This is a genomic window from Chitinophaga lutea (assembly GCF_003813775.1).
In the GTDB taxonomy this organism is placed as follows: domain Bacteria; phylum Bacteroidota; class Bacteroidia; order Chitinophagales; family Chitinophagaceae; genus Chitinophaga; species Chitinophaga lutea.
The window spans coordinates 2,883,970-2,900,530 of sequence record NZ_RPDH01000001.1 but is presented as its reverse complement, the minus strand read 5'-3'; the positions used below and the strand labels follow the sequence as shown (position 1 = coordinate 2,900,530).

Sequence of the window (16,561 nt, the reverse complement as noted above, 5' to 3'; positions counted from 1 at the left end):
GGGGCCTGCACATGACGATTCAATTGCATAGATTTGCATTGTTTGGATAGAGAATACACATTTAAAACATCCAGACGTGTGCCGGGGGCGGGTCCAAGCGCCTCCGGTTTTTTTATTGGATGATAATTTTCCTTCCTTCGATGGTAAACTGGATACCTGTTGTTTTAAGGCCTTCCAGTACGTCCTGCAACGGCAGGTTTCGCTGAATTTCGCCCTGGAAGCGGCGGGCGGGCACATTGCCCTGATACACCACTTCCACATCATACCAGCGGCTGAGTTGGCGCATGACCGCCCTGATGTCCGCATCGCGGAAATTGAATATTTCGTTTTTCCAGGCAACGGCCTGTTCCGTGTCCGCCGTCACCACTTTGATGCCGCCTGCGCTGATCTGCGCCTGCTGGCCCGGCTGCAGCACCCGTTCCTGGCCGCCGGCATTGACGCGCACGGCCCCTTCGAGCAGGGTCGTATTGATGCTGGCCTCGTCCGTATAGGCATTTACGTTAAAACGCGTGCCCAGCACAGTGACGGTATTGTCGTTGCTGATCTTTACCAGGAAAGGTTTCTCAGCATTTTTCACAACTTCGAAATAAGCTTCGCCGCTCACCTCCACGGTGCGGTCGGCGCCGGTGAAAGCAGTGGGGTACCGGAGGGAAGAAGCGGCATTGAGCCATACCTTCGTGCCGTCGCCAAGGGTGATCTTGAACTGACCGCCCCGGGGCGTGCGCAGGGTATTCCACCCAACGGCCGCATTTTCCGCATCCTTATATTCCAATTGACCACCCTGCTGGCGAATGGCGGTGCCAGCCTGCATGATCACCTGATTACCCGCACTGTCGAGCGTTACGGCCGAACCATCGGCCAGCGTGAGAACCGCTTTGTTGCTTCCCGGCAATACCACCGGGGCCTCTTGAGCCACCTGCGGCGCCTGCCGGGCCGGTTGCCACCACCAGGCAGCGGCGGTCGCGATTAAAATGGCCGCGGCCGCAGCGGCCCACCAGCGATTACGCCCTTTTACGGAGCGCATTTTTTCAGGGAAGCGCTCTCCCGCAAACTTTGCCCAGGCCGCTTCTTCATCAAACGCCTCATACTGCCGCAGCTTTCGCGACAGCCCCTCGTCCTGCGTGTTGGCTTCAAAAAAGCGGCGATTGTCGGGGGAAGCGGCTACCCAGGCCGACAGTTCTTCCTGTTCGGCCGCAGTCAGTTCGTTCCGTAAATGCCGGAGTATGAGAAAAGATATCCGCTGCAATTTTGATATTTTAATATAGAAACACGGAATTCACCGTTTCGATGAAAGGAAACGTAAACTTTTTTCGAGAAATCTTAAAAACGACGAGGATTCAATGCATTTTTATAAATGCCATATATAACATTAGCGCGGGCAGCAGATTTTTGGTCATCAGGGACGCGCGGATGAGCTTCAGCGCACGGAGCTTCTGGGTGCGCACGGTGTTGTACGAGATACCCAGCGCGGCGGCGATCTCTTCGTTCTTCCTGCCTTCGAGATAGCTCATCTTGAAAACGCGCCGGCACTGCGCGGGCAGTTGTTCTATTTCGTTGTACAGCTCCCGGATGATTTCCGTTTCGGCCAGCACGGGGTCGAAGGCAGCGGAGGTTTCATCATCCTGCAGGTAGGAAAAATCCTTTTCTTTTTCGGTCTGCCGCTGTTTCTGCCGTAAGAAGTTGAGGCAGGCGTTTTTGGTGCTGATATACAGGAAGGCTTTGATATTTGCCGTGGTGGGGAAGTCGGCCCGTTTGTCCCAGAGTTTGGAAAAGGTTTCCTGCACAAGGTCTTCCGCCTCCTGCGCGTCCTGCGTGATGGACGTGCCAAAGAAGCATAACGCTTTGTAATGCCTGCGGAATATCACTCTGAATGCGAGTTGATCGCCATTGGCAATACGTTCTGACAGTTCATCCTCCGTTATGTGCTCATCTATTCCCAAATATGCAGCCTCCCTTAGTACGCCTAAAAATACAAAAAGGGCTGCACAAATTCCGTTCAGCCCTTTACTGCATGCGGCAGGGGCTCGCCTTTGAGGCCGGCGATCAGGTTTTGGGCGGCGATAACAGCCATGCCGTTCCGCGCTTCCACCGTAGCGGAGCCGATATGCGGCAACACGGCCACATTGGGCATTTGCAGCAGGGGATGATCGGGATCCATGGGCTCGGGGTTGGTCACATCCAGCCCGGCGCCCCAGATGCGCCCTTCCTGCAGGGCTTTCAGCAGGTGCAGTTCGTTGTGCATGCCGCCACGGGCGGTATTGATAAAAATGGAAGAAGGTTTCATTTTTGCGAAAGCGTTTTCGTCGAACAATCCTTTCGTTTCCGGGGTCAGCGCGGCGTGCAGCGATAACACATCGCTCCGGTGCAGCAGCTCGTCGAACGGCACCCACTCCGCTCCCAGCTCGCGTTCGGCGGCCTCATTACGCCCGCGGTTGTGATAGATCACCGGCATATCATAAGCGCCCCGGCATTTCCTGGCCAGTGTTGCGCCGATTTTGCCGAGCCCGAAAATGCCCAGCGTTCTGCCGTTCAGTTCCATCCCCAGGTTTTTGGTGGGCTCAAAAAAGCCCCACTCCCCGCGGGCGATCGTGTTGTGCAGGTAAAAAGCTTTGCGCGACACGGCCAGCATCAGCAGAAACGCGGTGTCGGCCGTGGCATTGCTCAGCACGCCGGGCGTGTGGCCGATGGGGATGTTCAGTTGTTTTGCCGCGTCCACATCCACATTATCGTATCCCACCGCCATCAGCGACACCACCTTCAAATGACGGCAGGTATTCAAAAACTCCGCGTCGATTTTGTTCCCGCCGCCTACGCTCAACAACGCGTCGTGCTGTAAACAGGCGTTCGTCAGTTCCTCCCGACTCAGTTCCCGTTTCTCCGTATGTGCCGTCACCGTGATGCCCGCCGCGCGCAGCAGCTGCAGGCCTACTTCCGGTATCTGTCTCGTGATGAATGCTTTCATGTTTTGAAATTACATAATAAAATCGCGATTTTTGCCCGCATGGAAAAGAGAACCCTTGGCAACTCCGGCCTCTCCATTGCTCCGCTGATGTTTGGCGGCAATGTGTTCGGCTGGACGGCGGATGAAAAAACCTCCTTTCAGCTGCTCGACGCCTTCACCGATGCGGGTTTCAACGCAGTCGATACGGCAGACACCTACACCGTACGCGTGCCGGGCAATACCGGCGGCGACTCCGAGCGGATCATCGGCAAATGGCTGCACCAAACCGGCAAACGCGATAAAATCATACTCGCCACCAAAGTGGGCGGCGTGTTCAGCGAAACAAAAAAAGGGCTCCGGAAAAAGTATATCCTGCAATCCATCGACGATTCTCTTTCCCGTCTGCAAACGGATTACATCGACCTGTACCAGACGCATTACGACGACCCGGAAACGCCCATCGAAGAAACGCTCGAAGCTTACGCGTCCATCGTACAATCCGGCAAAGTACGCGCCATCGGCACCTCCAACATGACGGCCGCGCGCATCCGGCAGTCGCTCCGGGTCAGCCTCGATAAAGGGTTCCCCTCGTACCAATCCCTCCAGCCCGAATATAACCTCTACGACCGCGAGCGGTATGAAACGGAATATGCGCCCCTGGTGGCGGAAACCAACCTCGGCGTCATCCCCTATTTTGCGCTGGCCAGCGGTTTCCTCACGGGCAAATACCGCAGCACCGCCGACCTGGAAGGCAGCAGCCGCACCAAATATGTTTCCAGATACATCAATGAACGGGGATTCAATATCCTTGCCGCCCTGGATACAGTAGCCGCCCGGCACAACACCCAACCGGCCACCGTCGCCATTGCCTGGCTGATGAACCGCCCCGGTATTACCGCGCCCATCGCCAGCGCTACCAGTATGGCGCAGCTGAACAGCCTGTTTGCCGCCGTACGGTTGCGGCTGGGAGCGGAAGATACCGCGGAGCTGGACCGGGCCAGTGCGTATTGAAAACAGCCATTTCAACGAAGGATGAACGAAGCTTCCCTGGGGGATCAACGAAGGATCACCGGAAAGTTGATCCTTCGTTGGAGGTTCGTTGGTCCTTCGTTGAAGGTTCGTTGAACACCCATCAAACGCCCGCCTGGCGTGGGGCGTTTTTCTGATCATCAGACTGGTGGCGGGTTTGCTATCGTCACTAACAGGATATTTCTCCCCACATTATGGAATTTTATAGCTGCCGCATCCTTTTACCGTAAATCCAACAACTTACCATGAAATCCAACTTTGTCAAACGTTTCTGGAGAATATCCCGCTGGTTCCTGGCTTTTTTCCTGCTGCTTTTCTCTTTCCGTTTCCTGTACGGGTATGTGGCAACGGATACGGGCCGCGCCAGCGCCGTATCGGATTACTTTTCCGGCATCGACGGGCTGCGGAAAAATTACGCCTCCGAAAAAAGGGGGGAGGTTTTCGCTCAGATGCAAAATAGCACCCCCCAGACCGCGAATACCCAGAAGTACGAAAAAACGGCTACGGTCAGAGCCCGCACCGGCCGGTTTGAGGACGATAACCAGCGCATCCGCCGGAAAGTACAGGACGCCAAAGCCATTATTCAGTACGAAAACGCCTTCGGGCTGAAAGGCGCGCGGGAATTGCACCTGCTCGTCGGCGTCACGCCGGAGTCGTTCGATTCGTTTTACCTCGCCATGCAAAAAATCGGCACGGTGCAGTCGATGTCGGTGATCAAGGAAGATAAAACCAACGAATACCGCCAGCTGAACGCACAGAAAGCGTCCCTGCAAAAAACGCTCGAATCGCTGGTGGAACTGAAATCCAAAGGCGGCGAAATCTCCGATTTTGTGAGCCTGCACGACAAGATCCTTGAAATCGAATCGCGCCTGCAGGATCTTGGTGTGCAGCTCGGCAACTTCAACAGCGAAAACGAATTCTGCACCGTACGGCTTTCTCTCTACGAGGGTGCTCCCAAAAAAGACGTGAGCCTGCTGCACCGCATCAAGGTAGCGCTGGAATGGAGCATCGAATATTTCTGTTACAGCATGGCAGGGTTCTTCATCGTGATATTGTCCGTGTTCATTTTGATACTCATCATGGACAAATTAAAAGTCATGGGGATCATCAACAGGGATTAAAAAAGAACAGCGCCCGGTTCAGGGCGCTGTTTCTTAAAGCGTAACGCACGCAAATATTTTATACATCCTATTTTCTTGTCTTATCTGCCGCCTTCAGGCGTTCCAGTTCCGCCGCCATGGCTTTGACTTTCTCCGGGAACTGCGCGGCGATGTTCTGCTGTTCGCCGATATCTTTTTTCAGGTCGTACAATTGCGGTTCTGTATCGTTCCCCAGTTCGATATCCACTTCTTTGGCCACCTTCGGCCCTTTCGAGGGGGTGATGTATTTCAGGCTGCCCTGCACCAGCGACAATGCGCCTCCCTGCAGAATGAGCCATGGGCGCCCCTTGCCGTCTTTCCCGGTGAGGGCGTCGAGCATATCGAAGCTGTCCGGCGCATCGTCTGCGGCCAGCGGCTGGCTGGTGAGACGGGCGAAGGAGGCGAACAGGTCCACCTGGCTGATCAGCGCGTCAGACGTTTGACCGCCTTTTACTTTTGCGGGCCAGCGCACTATCCAGGGCACGCGGGTGCCGCCTTCAAACGCGCTGTATTTGCCGCCGCGCAGCGGGCCGGCCTGTTTGTGGCCGTTGAGCTGGGTAACGGCGCCGTCCTGGTAGCCGTCGTCGAGCACGGGACCATTGTCGCTGCTGAAAATGACGATGGTATTTTTTTCAAGGCCCAGCTGTTGCAGCTTCTGCATGATGCGGCCCACCGTCCAGTCCATTTGCAGGATAGCGTCGCCACGGTAGCCGAGGCCGCTCTGGCCTTTGAAGGCCGTGCCGGGCATGCGGGGCACATGAATATCGCTCAGGGCGAAATAGAGGAAAAAGGGGTTGGCCCGGTTGTCTTCGATGAATTTCTCCGCCCGCTCGGTAAAAGCGTACGCCAGTTCTTCATCCGTCCACCGTGCTTTGTGGCCGCCTTTCATAAACCCGATGCGGCCGATGCCGTTCACGATGGTATTATTATGGCCCTGCCCGGGAGACGACGCCATTTTCAGCAGTTCGGGATTTTCTTTGCCGGTAGGGTCGTTGCCCACTTTCTGGCGGTAATTCACCTCGATGGGATCGTCTTTATCCAGGCCTAGCACCGTATGGTTCTCCAGGAAAACGGTCGGCACCCGGTCCGCCGTGGCCGGGAAACAGAAAGAATAATCGAAGCCTACGTCGTTCGGGCTGGGCCTTACCTCGCCGTTCCAGTCGATCGTTCTGCCGTCGCCGAGCCCCAGGTGCCATTTACCCACGAGCGCTGTGGCATACCCGCCCTTTTGCATCAGGGTGGCCAGTGAAGGTTTGTCTACCGGCACAATCATCGCCGCATCGCCGGGCAATACGCCGGTGCCGCTTTTGCGCCAGGGGTATTTGCCGGTGAGCATCGCAAAACGGGACGGCGTGCAGGTGGCGGAAGTGGTATGCCCGTTGGTGAAACGGATGCCCTCTTTCGCCAGGCGGTCGATGTGCGGGGTCTTCACCTTCGTGGCCCCGTAACAGCCGAGGTCGCCATATCCCAGGTCGTCCGCATAAATAATAACAACATTGGGTTTTTGCTGTGCATACGAATAGTGCCCGGCACAGGCTGCCAGCACCATAAAGAGTAACTTTTTCATACTACTGCAGATCATTTAAAATGTCATCGGTAGTACAATAATAGAAAACATACCGCACACTGTGGAATGGATTGCCCGCTATTTCTTTTTATTTCGCTCCGATTTCCGGGCTTTTTTGTTGTGCGTCACGTCGTCGCCCTTAAAATCCTGCTCTTCGCTCATGCGGCTGTCGAGATCATCCCGGATTTCCGGGCGGGGCGTATGTACCATCCCCTGTTTGGACTGCTTGTTGTTCTGGCTTCTGGAAGTTTTCATGACTGTATTTTTAAATAAGATCTAAAAAAAGCGTGCCACGGAAAAAATCTCATTTAATTTGATTAAATTAACAGTAGTGAGTTACCCTGAAAATGTAGGCATACAGACACATATAGGTATTTCATAATGTAGTTTTCAGCCAAAATTTTGTACAGCACATACCGTTTGACGCATGACAACAACGCCCTCTATACTGCTGATTGAAGATGATATCGATGATCAGGAAATCTTTACATCAGCGCTTGCATTTATCGACAATGGAATAGTGTGTTCTGTTGCCGCCAACGGTTACGAAGCCATCATGCATTTAAATAACGCAGCCACGCTGCCCGACCTGATATTTCTCGATCTGAACATGCCGATGATGAACGGTTCGCAGTTTTTACGGGAAGTAAAAGCGGGGCATAAAGCGAAAGACGTGCCGGTGATCGTATTTTCCACCGCATCGGATATGAAAACCATCCAGGAGTCCCGGCAACTGGGTGCGGAGCAATTCATCACCAAACCTGAAAAATTCTCAGAACTGGTGGGCATGCTGCATGGCCTGCTTTTCCCGGCTACCAGATAATTTTCCAACCTGACTTATGACTGCAGAGCAACCGGTACGCGTGGGTTTCCGTAATCACCCTGGATAGTACAAACACATCTGCATGAAGCGATTGCTGTTGCTTTTTTTTGTGGTGGCATCTTTATCCGCCAGCGCCGATCATATTACCGGCGGGGAAATGTATTATACCTACAGCGGCATTGTGAATGGCCTGCCCACGTATCATGTCACGCTGAAACAGTTCAGGAGCTGCTTCACACCCAACCGGCAATTCGCCAGCCCTACCTATATCGGCATTTTCAATAAATCCAACGGCCAGCGTATCACCGACCTGCGCATCCCGCTGTCGCGGGAAGAAGAGCTGAGCGCCACCAGCACCGACCCCTGTATTACGCGCGCCCCGCTGATCTGTTACAAAGTGGGCTACTGGGAATTCGACGTGTCGCTGCCGGCTTCGCCGGATGGGTATATACTCACCTCGCAGGTGACCAACCGGGTAGACGCCATCAACAACCTGGAACCAGGCTACGGGCGCATCGGCGCCACCTATACCGCCGAAATTCCCGGCACGCCGCTGCATGCCAATAGCAGCGCACGCTTTACGGGCAGCGACCTCGTTACCATTTGCGCCGACAATGCTTTCTCTTACAGTTTTGCGGCGGAAGACGGGGACGGCGACCAGCTGCGTTATTATTTCTGCGAAGCATACCAGACCGTGGGATATTCCAGCGGCGGAGGGGGTGGCGGCGGTGGAGGCGGTCCTGTTGGGGGCAACAACAGCCAGCCGCCGGTTGCGCCGCCCTATCATTCGGTACCCTATGGTTCCGATTTCAGCGGCGGAGCGCCTTTGGGCAACCGCGTGCGTATCAATCCCAACACAGGGCTCATCACCGGTATAGCGCCCGGTACCGGCATTTATGTGGTCACCGTATGCGTACAGGAAATCCGCAACGGCGTAGCCATCGCCACCCAACGCAAAGACCTGCAGATCAACATCACCGGCTGCACCGTAGCCGCCGCTACCCTGCAGCCCGAATACATGCTGTGCCGCAGCTCGCAACAGCTCACGGTGGCCAACATGTCCAACAGCCCGCTGATTTCCACGTACTATTGGGAATTCTCCAACAGCGCGGGCAACATCGTCTATACTTCGAACAATCCCGTGGCCGATCATACTTTTTCAGCACCGGGCACCTATACCATCAAACTCGCTACCAACAGGGGACTGCAATGCCCGGATTCCATCGAGGCCCAGGCGTTCGTGTATCCCGGCTTCCAGCCGGCATTCAGCAACGTGGGCGCCTGTATCAACAAACCGGTATTGTTCCGCGATGAAACCACCACCCGCACGGGCACGGTTAATTTCTGGGACTGGGACTTCGGGGAAGCCACCCTGCAAACCGATTTTTCCGACGAGCGGCATCCCACATTCACCTACCCGGGCATGGGTACAAAAAACGTGCGGCTGATCGTTCATAATACAGACGGGTGCAAAGACACGCTCACGAAGGCGGTCGACATTCTCGACAAACCACCCATCGGATTGCGCTTCCGGGATACGTTGATTTGTCCCCCCGACCGCCTGCAGCTGCAAAGCACCGGTACGGGCGTTTTCACCTGGTCACCCGCCGCGCAGATCACCGGCGCCAACACCGCTTCCCCGTTTGTAGCGCCGCTGACGGACACGAAGTATTATGTGGATCTGGACCAGAACGGCTGCCTCAACCGCGACTCTGTGATGGTGCGTGTAGTGGACCATGTTAGTTTGCGCCTGCCGGCGGACACGGTGATCTGCCAGGGCGATCCCATTACGTTAAGGCCCACCACCAACGGCCTGCTCTTTACATGGACGCCCGCCGCCGCACTGAATTTCCCCGACGTGCAAAACCCGGTAGCCACCATTACGCAAACCACTACGTTTTCCGTTACCGCCAGCATCAGCCAGTGCCGTGCTACAGACAACATCACCGTTACCACCGTTCCATACCCCCGCGCCTTTGCCGGTGCCGATACCGTGATTTGTTTCGACAACATGGCGCAGCTGCATGGCCTCACGGACGGCAACGCGTTCACCTGGCAAACCACCGATGCCAACGGCGTGCCCTCCGGTACGACCGATCCGCTGGTGCGGCCAGCCGCCACTGCCGCCTATATTTTTACGGCAACCGATAACAGGGGGTGCCCAAAGCCGGTGAAAGACACCGTAGTGGTGCGCGTGTTACCGAAAATTCACGCCTTCGCGGGCCGCGACACGGCCATCGTGCTGGGGCAGCCGCTGCAGCTCAATGCCAGCGGCGGGCAGCAATATACCTGGTCGCCCGCCCAGGGGCTCAGCTCCACTACCATTCACAATCCGGTGGCGCTGTTCAACTCCCCCACCCGCGCATTCCGCTACAAAGTGACCGTGCAGAATGAAGCCGGCTGTGCGGACTCGGCTTTCATGCAGGTGAAGGTGTACAACACACTGCCGCAGGTATTTGTGCCGACGGCCTTTACACCCAATGGCGACGGGCTGAATGATCAGTTGCGGCCCATTGCGGTCGGCATCCGGGAGATCGAATTTTTTATGGTGTACAACCGCTGGGGGCAGCTGGTGTACAGCGGCAAACAAAGCGGTTCCGGCTGGAACGGGCATATCAACGGAACGCCGCAATCGTCCGGAGTATATGTATGGCAGGTAAAAGCGAAAGATTACCTGGGGTATGATTTCTTCATGAGCGGGACGGCTACTTTGCTGAGATGACATTGAAATTGTACACGCTGCGATGTACATTGGGCAGTGCGGCCGCTTTGTTGCGATCACTGGCAAGGTGGGTGATGATACTGATTTCCCGGCACATCGCCTGCCTGCAGGAGATGACTTCTCAAAAACGGGTACCATTCAAAAAAACAGTGTATGGAAGCGTCAGTTGCCCGGATAACAAAAGCGGAAACCCCACCGGGGCTCCCGCTTTGTTTTTTCGGCGTGTTTCGCTAATTGTCTCGCCCAAAAGCCAATTCACTCAACATACACCGGAAAAATGTTTCATAATTCCACCTGGCCGCGGTTGCCATCTCATTGTCTCGCCCAAAGGAAAATTCACTCAACATACACCGGAAAAATGTTTCATGATTCCACCTGGCCGCGGTTGCCATCTCATTGTCTTGCCCAAAAGACAATTCATCGAACAGCACCTGAATAAATGCCCCGGCTTTTACTGCGAAGACGGCGCAAGCCCTAATCCTTCTAAGATTCACTGGGAATATTGCCTTCTGTCAGTTTCGCATGGCGTTTCATCTACGAAGGCAACTCATCCAACACCGCCCGAAAAATTTTATTTTCCCCAAAACGCATCCTCCTTCTCCGGCTCCGTGGCGAAAGCCTCCACTGCGGTGATCTGCCCGTTTTCCACCGTATAAACATCTGTGTTATCGGTATCCATCACGGCGCCTTCGCGGCTGGCGGTGAAGCGCAGCACGCAGGCCACCCTGTTGCCGTTCACTGCCACGGATTTGATTTCCGCCAGGGAGAATGTGTTGCCCGAAGCCGCCATCATGCCCCCGACCATTTCAAATACCTCGCCGGCATTTTGTTTTTCGCCGGAAAAGCGGTTACTGCCCGGCGCCTGCCATTTTACGGCCGGGTGCAGCAAGGCCTGCAATTGGGGAACATCGAACTGTTGTACGGCTGCTAAAAATTGCTGAACGGTTTGTAATGCCTGATTTTTCATGTGTTATAATTTTAAACAAAGGTACCCGCGGGTATGGGCGCAGCGTTTATCCTGAGGCGACAAATCATTACCATTTCACGCCACCCCGATTTTTGCACCCCTGTTCCGTCTTATCTTTATTTCCGTAAAGCAATGCACAACATGGAAGATCAGCGAAAAAGAATGGCGCTCAACCTGCTCGCGTTTGCGGCGCAGCGCGACGCAGACGTTCCGCAGCTCTGCCGGCTGTCGGGTTTCCCGAAAGGCCTGCCGGGCAAAGAACCCGTTACACCTCGGCAGCTCGAACAATTGTGGCTGAACACCGGTCATATGCTCAACGATCCGCTGGTGGGGCTGCACCTGGGCGAATCGCTGCAGGCAGCCGCGCTCGGCGTTGTGGGCGAAATCGTACAAAGCAGCGCCACCGCCGGTGAAGCCCTGACGCTTGCAGCTTCGCTGGCGCACCTGGTCACCGACCTCTTTACCATGGAAGTGGTACAGCATGGGAAGTCGTTCACCGTGCGCTACGTTCCCCTGAAAGACCAGACTTCTTTCGTGTTCCGGCAGCTGATGGACTTTTTCATGGTGTTCACCATTCATGAACTGGACGGGCTGCTGCTGCAGAAAATAAAACCCAAGGCAGTACGATTTCCCTACACCATGGGCGAACCGGCGGAATATGAAAGAGTGCTGCGCTGCAAGCCCGGCCGGCGGGCCGGTGAATTTTCCATCGAATTCGACGGGCGCTACTGGGATGAACCGGTCATTACCGCTAACTACGAGCTCCAGCGCATGCTGCTGCAAAAGGCCCATGCCATTGCCCCGCCTGCCCCGGAGCAAAGCCTGCATGCCCGTATCCATCACTATTTACTGACCAACGCCTACCTCGGCATCATTTCTTTGGAAGACATCGCCGCCAACTTCAACACGAGCGCCCGCAGCCTGCAGCGCCGGCTGAAAGACGAAGGCGTGAAGTTCCAGGACGTGGCGGACGATGTGCGCAAAACCCTCGCCCTTCACTACCTTTCCTCCGGTAACTATCCCCTGAAAGAAGTGAGCGGCATGCTGGGATACAACGAACTGAGCGCTTTCACCCGGGCCTTCAAACGGTGGACGGGTAACACACCCGGCCATTACCAGCAAAACTAGGCTGTTTCAAAAAGTACCATTATCCGCCGGATATGCTCCGTTCGCAGGAAAAGGATGTGCATAGCTTTGGTACATACACACTTAAAACTGCGAACAATGACAATCACCTGGAAAAAACTGGCGCTGGCATTCTTTACTGCCTGCACTATCGCCGCCTGCAACAAAGACGAAGCACCGTCTCCATCCACGCCGGAAAACGGCAACGCCATCCTCGCTTCCACCCGCTGGACCACCACCGTGGTAAGGGATTCCGCCGGTAACGACGTCACCGCCGCCAACATGGGCTTCGTAGGCCTGGCCGACTACCTGCCGGACGGGAATTACATTTTTTATAACATGGATGGTACGCCCCGCGGCGACGAAGGGTACTATTTTATCACCCCTAAAAACGACAAACGTATTCTGGTATCCCGCACCCGCAACTACACGCGCGTGGTGGACGTGGTGAAGCTCACCCGCGAGCTGTTTACCTACCGGGTAGTCAATGGCGCCGGCGCCCGGGTGGATGTGGAGCACAAACCCATCAAAAAATAAACATGCCACTCTTTATCAGTGATATAGCCGCGCCAACAACGCGGCTATTTTCGTATTTTCGCTGCACACCATTCCGTGCGCATGCAGCCGAGAAACAACTTGCCCGTTATCAGCATCAAAGACATCTGCACTCCGCTGAAAGCAGAAGTCTTCAGTATTTTCAGGCACGAGCAGCAGGGCAAGGCCAGTCTTCCCCAGGCGCATAAGCATAATTTTTACATGCTGCTGGTGATCAGCAAGGGCGGCGGCGATCATACCATCGATTTTACAACCCACAAAGCCGAAAAGAACCAGGTACATTTTCTTGCTCCGGGCCAGGCCCACAGCTGGGAACTGGATCCGGCCACCAGGGGGTTCCAGCTGATGTTCGGGCCGGAATTCCTGGAGGGCACCCCGCAGCAATGGCCTTTTTTCTCCTTCAACAACCACCCGGTGCTGCAATTGTCCGACAGCGATTTTTCGGATGTATTGTACGAACTGGAACAGATCACGAAAGAATACGACCGCGCCGACTGGCTTTCCGTGCGCATCATCAGCAACCGCCTGCGGGTGTTGCTGAACCTGCTCGAACGGTATTACGACGAGGCCAACCCCAGCGGTGGGCAACAGCCCCTGCGCAGGCTGGTCAAACAATTCCTATCCCTGCTCGAGCAGCATTATAAAGAAAACGCCACGGTGGAATATTACGCGGAGCTGCTGCACATCACGCCGCAATACCTCAACATCGTGTGCAGGAAAGAAACCGGTATCACCGCCGGCCAGTGCATCCGCCAGCGCCTGCTGCTGGAAGCCAAACGCCTGCTCACGCTCACCGGGCAGGATGTCAAAGAAATCGCATACGCACTGGGCTTTTCGGACACTTCTTACTTCTCCCGCTTCTTCCGCCGCTATACCGGCCAAACACCGCTGGCGTTCCGCCATGAGCTCCTGAAAACACCGTCTGCAGAGTAAACTGTTACTGCCATAATCCGTTCAGGCACCGGGAAAATCATCCTGTTCCCTGCACCACCGTCACGAGATTCAGAAAACACCATCATCAACACAATAAAGCCCGCTATTCCGCTACGAAGGGATGTAATTTTACATACATCAACAGGCAGGATATGAAGCTGATTCTATTAACAGCCATGCTGGGTTTAGCATTACCGGCATGCGCACAAAAACAGAAGGAGGATAAGATGATGATAGCCAATGCTGATCAAAAATTACGCAATGCCGCCGCTGAAAACGACACCCTGGGCATCAGGGAAGCTTTGACCGCCGGCGCTACAATCGAAACGCGCGACGGAGACGGCAGAACGCCCCTGATGGCCGCCGTTTACCACAATCACATCAATGCGGCGAAGCTGCTGATCGAAAACGGCGCCAACGTGAATGCGCAGGATAAGATACTGAACTCTCCCTTCCTGTACGCAGGCGCATCGGGGTTTACGGAAATCGTAAAAATGTGCATGAAAGCCGGCGCGGATTATAAAGTGCACAACCGCTACGGAGGCTCCGCCCTCATACCGGCCTGCGAGCATGCCCATGTGGAAACCGTGGCGGCCCTGCTGTCCGACAAGAACTTCCCGGTAGATCACATCAACCGGCTGGGCTGGACCGGTTTGCTCGAAGCCATCATTCTCGGCAACGGCAGTCCGGCGCACATACAGGTGGTCAAAATGCTTATAGCCGCAGGCGCTAATGTGAATATCGCTGATAAAGATGGTGTTAGCCCGCTGGCGCATGCAAAAAGAAAAGGACAATCCGCGATCGCGACCCTGCTGGAACAGGCCGGCGCGAAATAATGAGACCAGGAAGGACGAATACTGAGGATGGATGGAATAAGGCCGCTCTACGGAGCGGCTTTTTTTATGATCCGAGCAAACATGTTTGCAAGGCCCGGTTGATTTTGGCGGGGAAAAAGCGATTCGTTACATTTATAGCGCATTATTGTTTCCTCGAAAATTTGTAAGCCCTGTCCAAGTCCAAAACATCATGAAAGTATTCCACCTATTGGCTGAGATAATTTCCTTTGGCTCCCAAAACCTGGCAGAAGAACAACAGCAGAGAATACGGATCATCAACATATTGAGCCTTTGTGCGGCCGCGCTGATTGCAGTTTCGGGCACGTTCTTCTATTTTATCACCGGCAAGCTGCAGATCTTCATCCCTGCCTTGCTGGCAAGCGCCAGTAGCCTGTTTATCATCTGGCTGAATGCCCGGCGGCGGTACGAAACGGCCGGCATCTGCATGATGTGTTTCCAGGCCGTATGGACGGTCTATTTCGGCGTGTTGCTGGGCACAGCGATAGAAGTGGTACTGGTATTGCTCTTTATGATCAGCGCCACCTTCCTGATATACGACAAAAGAAAATCGATCATTATCTGTTTTTCCGTCACCACGGGCGGCCTCATCGTCACGGAAACGTTCTATTATACGGGCTGGGTAGCCCCTCTCGTTTTTGATCATACCACCACTTTCCTGATGCGCTGGTGCTGCATCCTGATCATCCTCACCCTCAATACCATCTGCATCCTGTATTATAAAAAAGTGACCAGCAGCCTGATGCTCACCTTACAGGCGCGTTCCATCGAACTGGAAAAAGCCAACCAGTCGAGGAAAGTGTTTTTGCAGGAAACCAGCCACGAACTGCGCAACCCGCTCAATGCCATTTTCGGGATAGTGCAGCTGATGCAGATGGACCTGAAGAGCGGGAAAATCAGCGCCACCCTGCCCACGCTGGTAGACAGCCTCTATTCTGCGAGCTTCAACATGAAAGAGATCATCAACAACGTGCTGGAATTGTCCCGCATCGAAGCCGGGCAGCTCGATGAAGTGCGGTATAAGAAAGTGGATGTGCGCAAAACGCTCCGGAATATCGCCAACATCTACGAGTATGTGGCCACCACCAAGGAAGTGCACATTGAATTATTGTTCGAGCAGCGGTTGCCGGAAAAAGTGCTGACAGACGAAACCAAGTTTTCGCAGATCATCAACAACCTGCTGATGAACGCCATCAAATTCACCCGCAAAAAAAGCGTGATCGCCATCCGCGCGGGCATGCAGGATGCAGAATGGTTCATCAGCGTAACCGACCAGGGCGGCGGGATCGAGAAAGACAAGCTGGTGCGGATCTTCGAGCCGTTCGTTGGAGAAAAAAGTTCCTTTATTGAAGGAACGGGGCTGGGCCTTCACATTTCCAAACACTTCGCGGAGTTGCTGGAAGGCAACATTACGGTGGAATGCACCGAAAATACGAGCACCACCTTTACCGTGTATTTCCCCCTTCACGGCTCGGACAGCACACAAACACCGCCCGCTCCGGCGCAGCCGGCCGCAAAAATGTTCAGCAGCAAAACCGTGCTGGTGATTGAAGACGACAAGATGAACCAGGTGATCATGAAAAACTTCCTCGTCAACAGCGGCGTGGAAGTGCTCACCGCCAACAATGGCGTGGAAGGTCTGGCCGCAGCTCGCGAGCGGCCGCCCGACCTCATCATCCTTGATTCCCATATGCCGAAAATGAATGGACGTGAAACGTTACAGCACCTGAAAAACGACCCTTCGCTGCGCCGCATACCGGTCATCATCGCCTCCGGCGACGCTTTCACGGAAACGGCCGCCGGCTTTATGCAGGAAGGCGCCAGCGACTACGTGACCAAACCGATCGAATTTACCGCGCTGCGGCTGGTGCTGGAAAAACACCTGGCCGGGGCAGAAATGGAATAG

Annotated in this window: 15 protein-coding genes; 9 read left to right on the top strand and 6 right to left on the bottom strand. The window is 54.8% G+C overall.

Annotated features, from left to right (window positions below; translation table 11 throughout):
• Positions 1 to 112: 112 nt before the first annotated feature.
• The 3 genes from EGT74_RS11780 to EGT74_RS11770 form a co-directional block, all read right to left on the bottom strand.
• Positions 113 to 1,246 (bottom strand): FecR family protein, encoded by a 1,134-nt coding sequence (locus tag EGT74_RS11780; protein WP_123846694.1) that lies wholly within the window; start codon positions 1,244 to 1,246, stop codon positions 113 to 115.
• Positions 1,247 to 1,337: 91 nt separating this feature from the next.
• Positions 1,338 to 1,940 carry an RNA polymerase sigma factor gene (locus tag EGT74_RS26910; RefSeq protein ID WP_262697107.1) on the bottom strand — a complete coding sequence of 201 codons (603 nt, stop codon included), beginning with the start codon at positions 1,938 to 1,940 and terminating at the stop codon, positions 1,338 to 1,340.
• A 56-nt stretch (positions 1,941 to 1,996) separates the two neighbouring features.
• Entirely contained in the window at positions 1,997 to 2,962 is a 966-nt protein-coding gene (locus EGT74_RS11770) for a 2-hydroxyacid dehydrogenase (RefSeq protein ID WP_123846692.1), read from the bottom strand.
• 39 nt (positions 2,963 to 3,001) lie between these two features.
• Between EGT74_RS11770 and EGT74_RS11765 the strand changes: the two genes are divergently transcribed.
• Together EGT74_RS11765 and EGT74_RS11760 are read left to right on the top strand one after the other, a co-directional pair.
• Entirely contained in the window at positions 3,002 to 3,952 is a 951-nt protein-coding gene (locus EGT74_RS11765) for an aldo/keto reductase (protein WP_123846691.1), read from the top strand.
• A 263-nt stretch (positions 3,953 to 4,215) separates the two neighbouring features.
• Positions 4,216 to 5,091, top strand: a complete 876-nt coding sequence (locus EGT74_RS11760) for a DUF4349 domain-containing protein (protein ID WP_123846690.1) — start codon at positions 4,216 to 4,218, stop codon at positions 5,089 to 5,091.
• A gap of 67 nt (positions 5,092 to 5,158) precedes the next feature.
• On the opposite strand, the gene EGT74_RS11755 is transcribed toward EGT74_RS11760, so the two are convergent.
• Together EGT74_RS11755 and EGT74_RS26905 are read right to left on the bottom strand one after the other, a co-directional pair.
• A complete protein-coding gene (locus tag EGT74_RS11755) occupies positions 5,159 to 6,676 on the bottom strand; it encodes a sulfatase family protein (RefSeq protein WP_123846689.1) in 1,518 nt (505 codons plus the stop codon).
• Between the two features lie 78 nt (positions 6,677 to 6,754).
• The gene (locus tag EGT74_RS26905) at positions 6,755 to 6,931 is read right to left on the bottom strand and encodes a hypothetical protein (RefSeq protein WP_158618099.1); all 177 of its coding nucleotides are present in this window, start codon (positions 6,929 to 6,931) and stop codon (positions 6,755 to 6,757) included.
• A gap of 172 nt (positions 6,932 to 7,103) precedes the next feature.
• Here EGT74_RS26905 and EGT74_RS11750 point away from each other — a divergent pair, with 172 nt between their 5' ends.
• Entirely contained in the window at positions 7,104 to 7,499 is a 396-nt protein-coding gene (locus tag EGT74_RS11750) for a response regulator (protein ID WP_123846688.1), read from the top strand.
• Positions 7,500 to 7,581: 82 nt separating this feature from the next.
• On the top strand, positions 7,582 to 10,221 hold the full coding sequence (locus tag EGT74_RS11745; protein WP_123846687.1) for a T9SS type B sorting domain-containing protein: 2,640 nt from the start codon (positions 7,582 to 7,584) through the stop codon (positions 10,219 to 10,221).
• Positions 10,222 to 10,792: 571 nt separating this feature from the next.
• Here the strand turns inward: EGT74_RS11745 and EGT74_RS11740 are convergent.
• Positions 10,793 to 11,188: a nuclear transport factor 2 family protein gene (locus EGT74_RS11740; RefSeq protein WP_123846686.1), complete on the bottom strand. Its 396-nt coding sequence runs from the start codon at positions 11,186 to 11,188 to the stop codon at positions 10,793 to 10,795.
• A 141-nt stretch (positions 11,189 to 11,329) separates the two neighbouring features.
• Here EGT74_RS11740 and EGT74_RS11735 point away from each other — a divergent pair, with 141 nt between their 5' ends.
• From EGT74_RS11735 to EGT74_RS11715, 5 genes are all read left to right on the top strand, one after another.
• Positions 11,330 to 12,316: an AraC family transcriptional regulator gene (locus EGT74_RS11735; RefSeq protein ID WP_123846685.1), complete on the top strand. Its 987-nt coding sequence runs from the start codon at positions 11,330 to 11,332 to the stop codon at positions 12,314 to 12,316.
• A gap of 96 nt (positions 12,317 to 12,412) precedes the next feature.
• Entirely contained in the window at positions 12,413 to 12,850 is a 438-nt protein-coding gene (locus EGT74_RS11730; protein WP_158618098.1) for a DUF4822 domain-containing protein, read from the top strand.
• Positions 12,851 to 12,931: 81 nt separating this feature from the next.
• Positions 12,932 to 13,801: an AraC family transcriptional regulator gene (locus tag EGT74_RS11725; RefSeq protein WP_123846683.1), complete on the top strand. Its 870-nt coding sequence runs from the start codon at positions 12,932 to 12,934 to the stop codon at positions 13,799 to 13,801.
• Positions 13,802 to 13,953: 152 nt separating this feature from the next.
• A complete protein-coding gene (locus EGT74_RS11720) occupies positions 13,954 to 14,637 on the top strand; it encodes an ankyrin repeat domain-containing protein (RefSeq protein WP_123846682.1) in 684 nt (227 codons plus the stop codon).
• A gap of 190 nt (positions 14,638 to 14,827) precedes the next feature.
• Entirely contained in the window at positions 14,828 to 16,561 is a 1,734-nt protein-coding gene (locus tag EGT74_RS11715; RefSeq protein ID WP_123846681.1) for an ATP-binding response regulator, read from the top strand.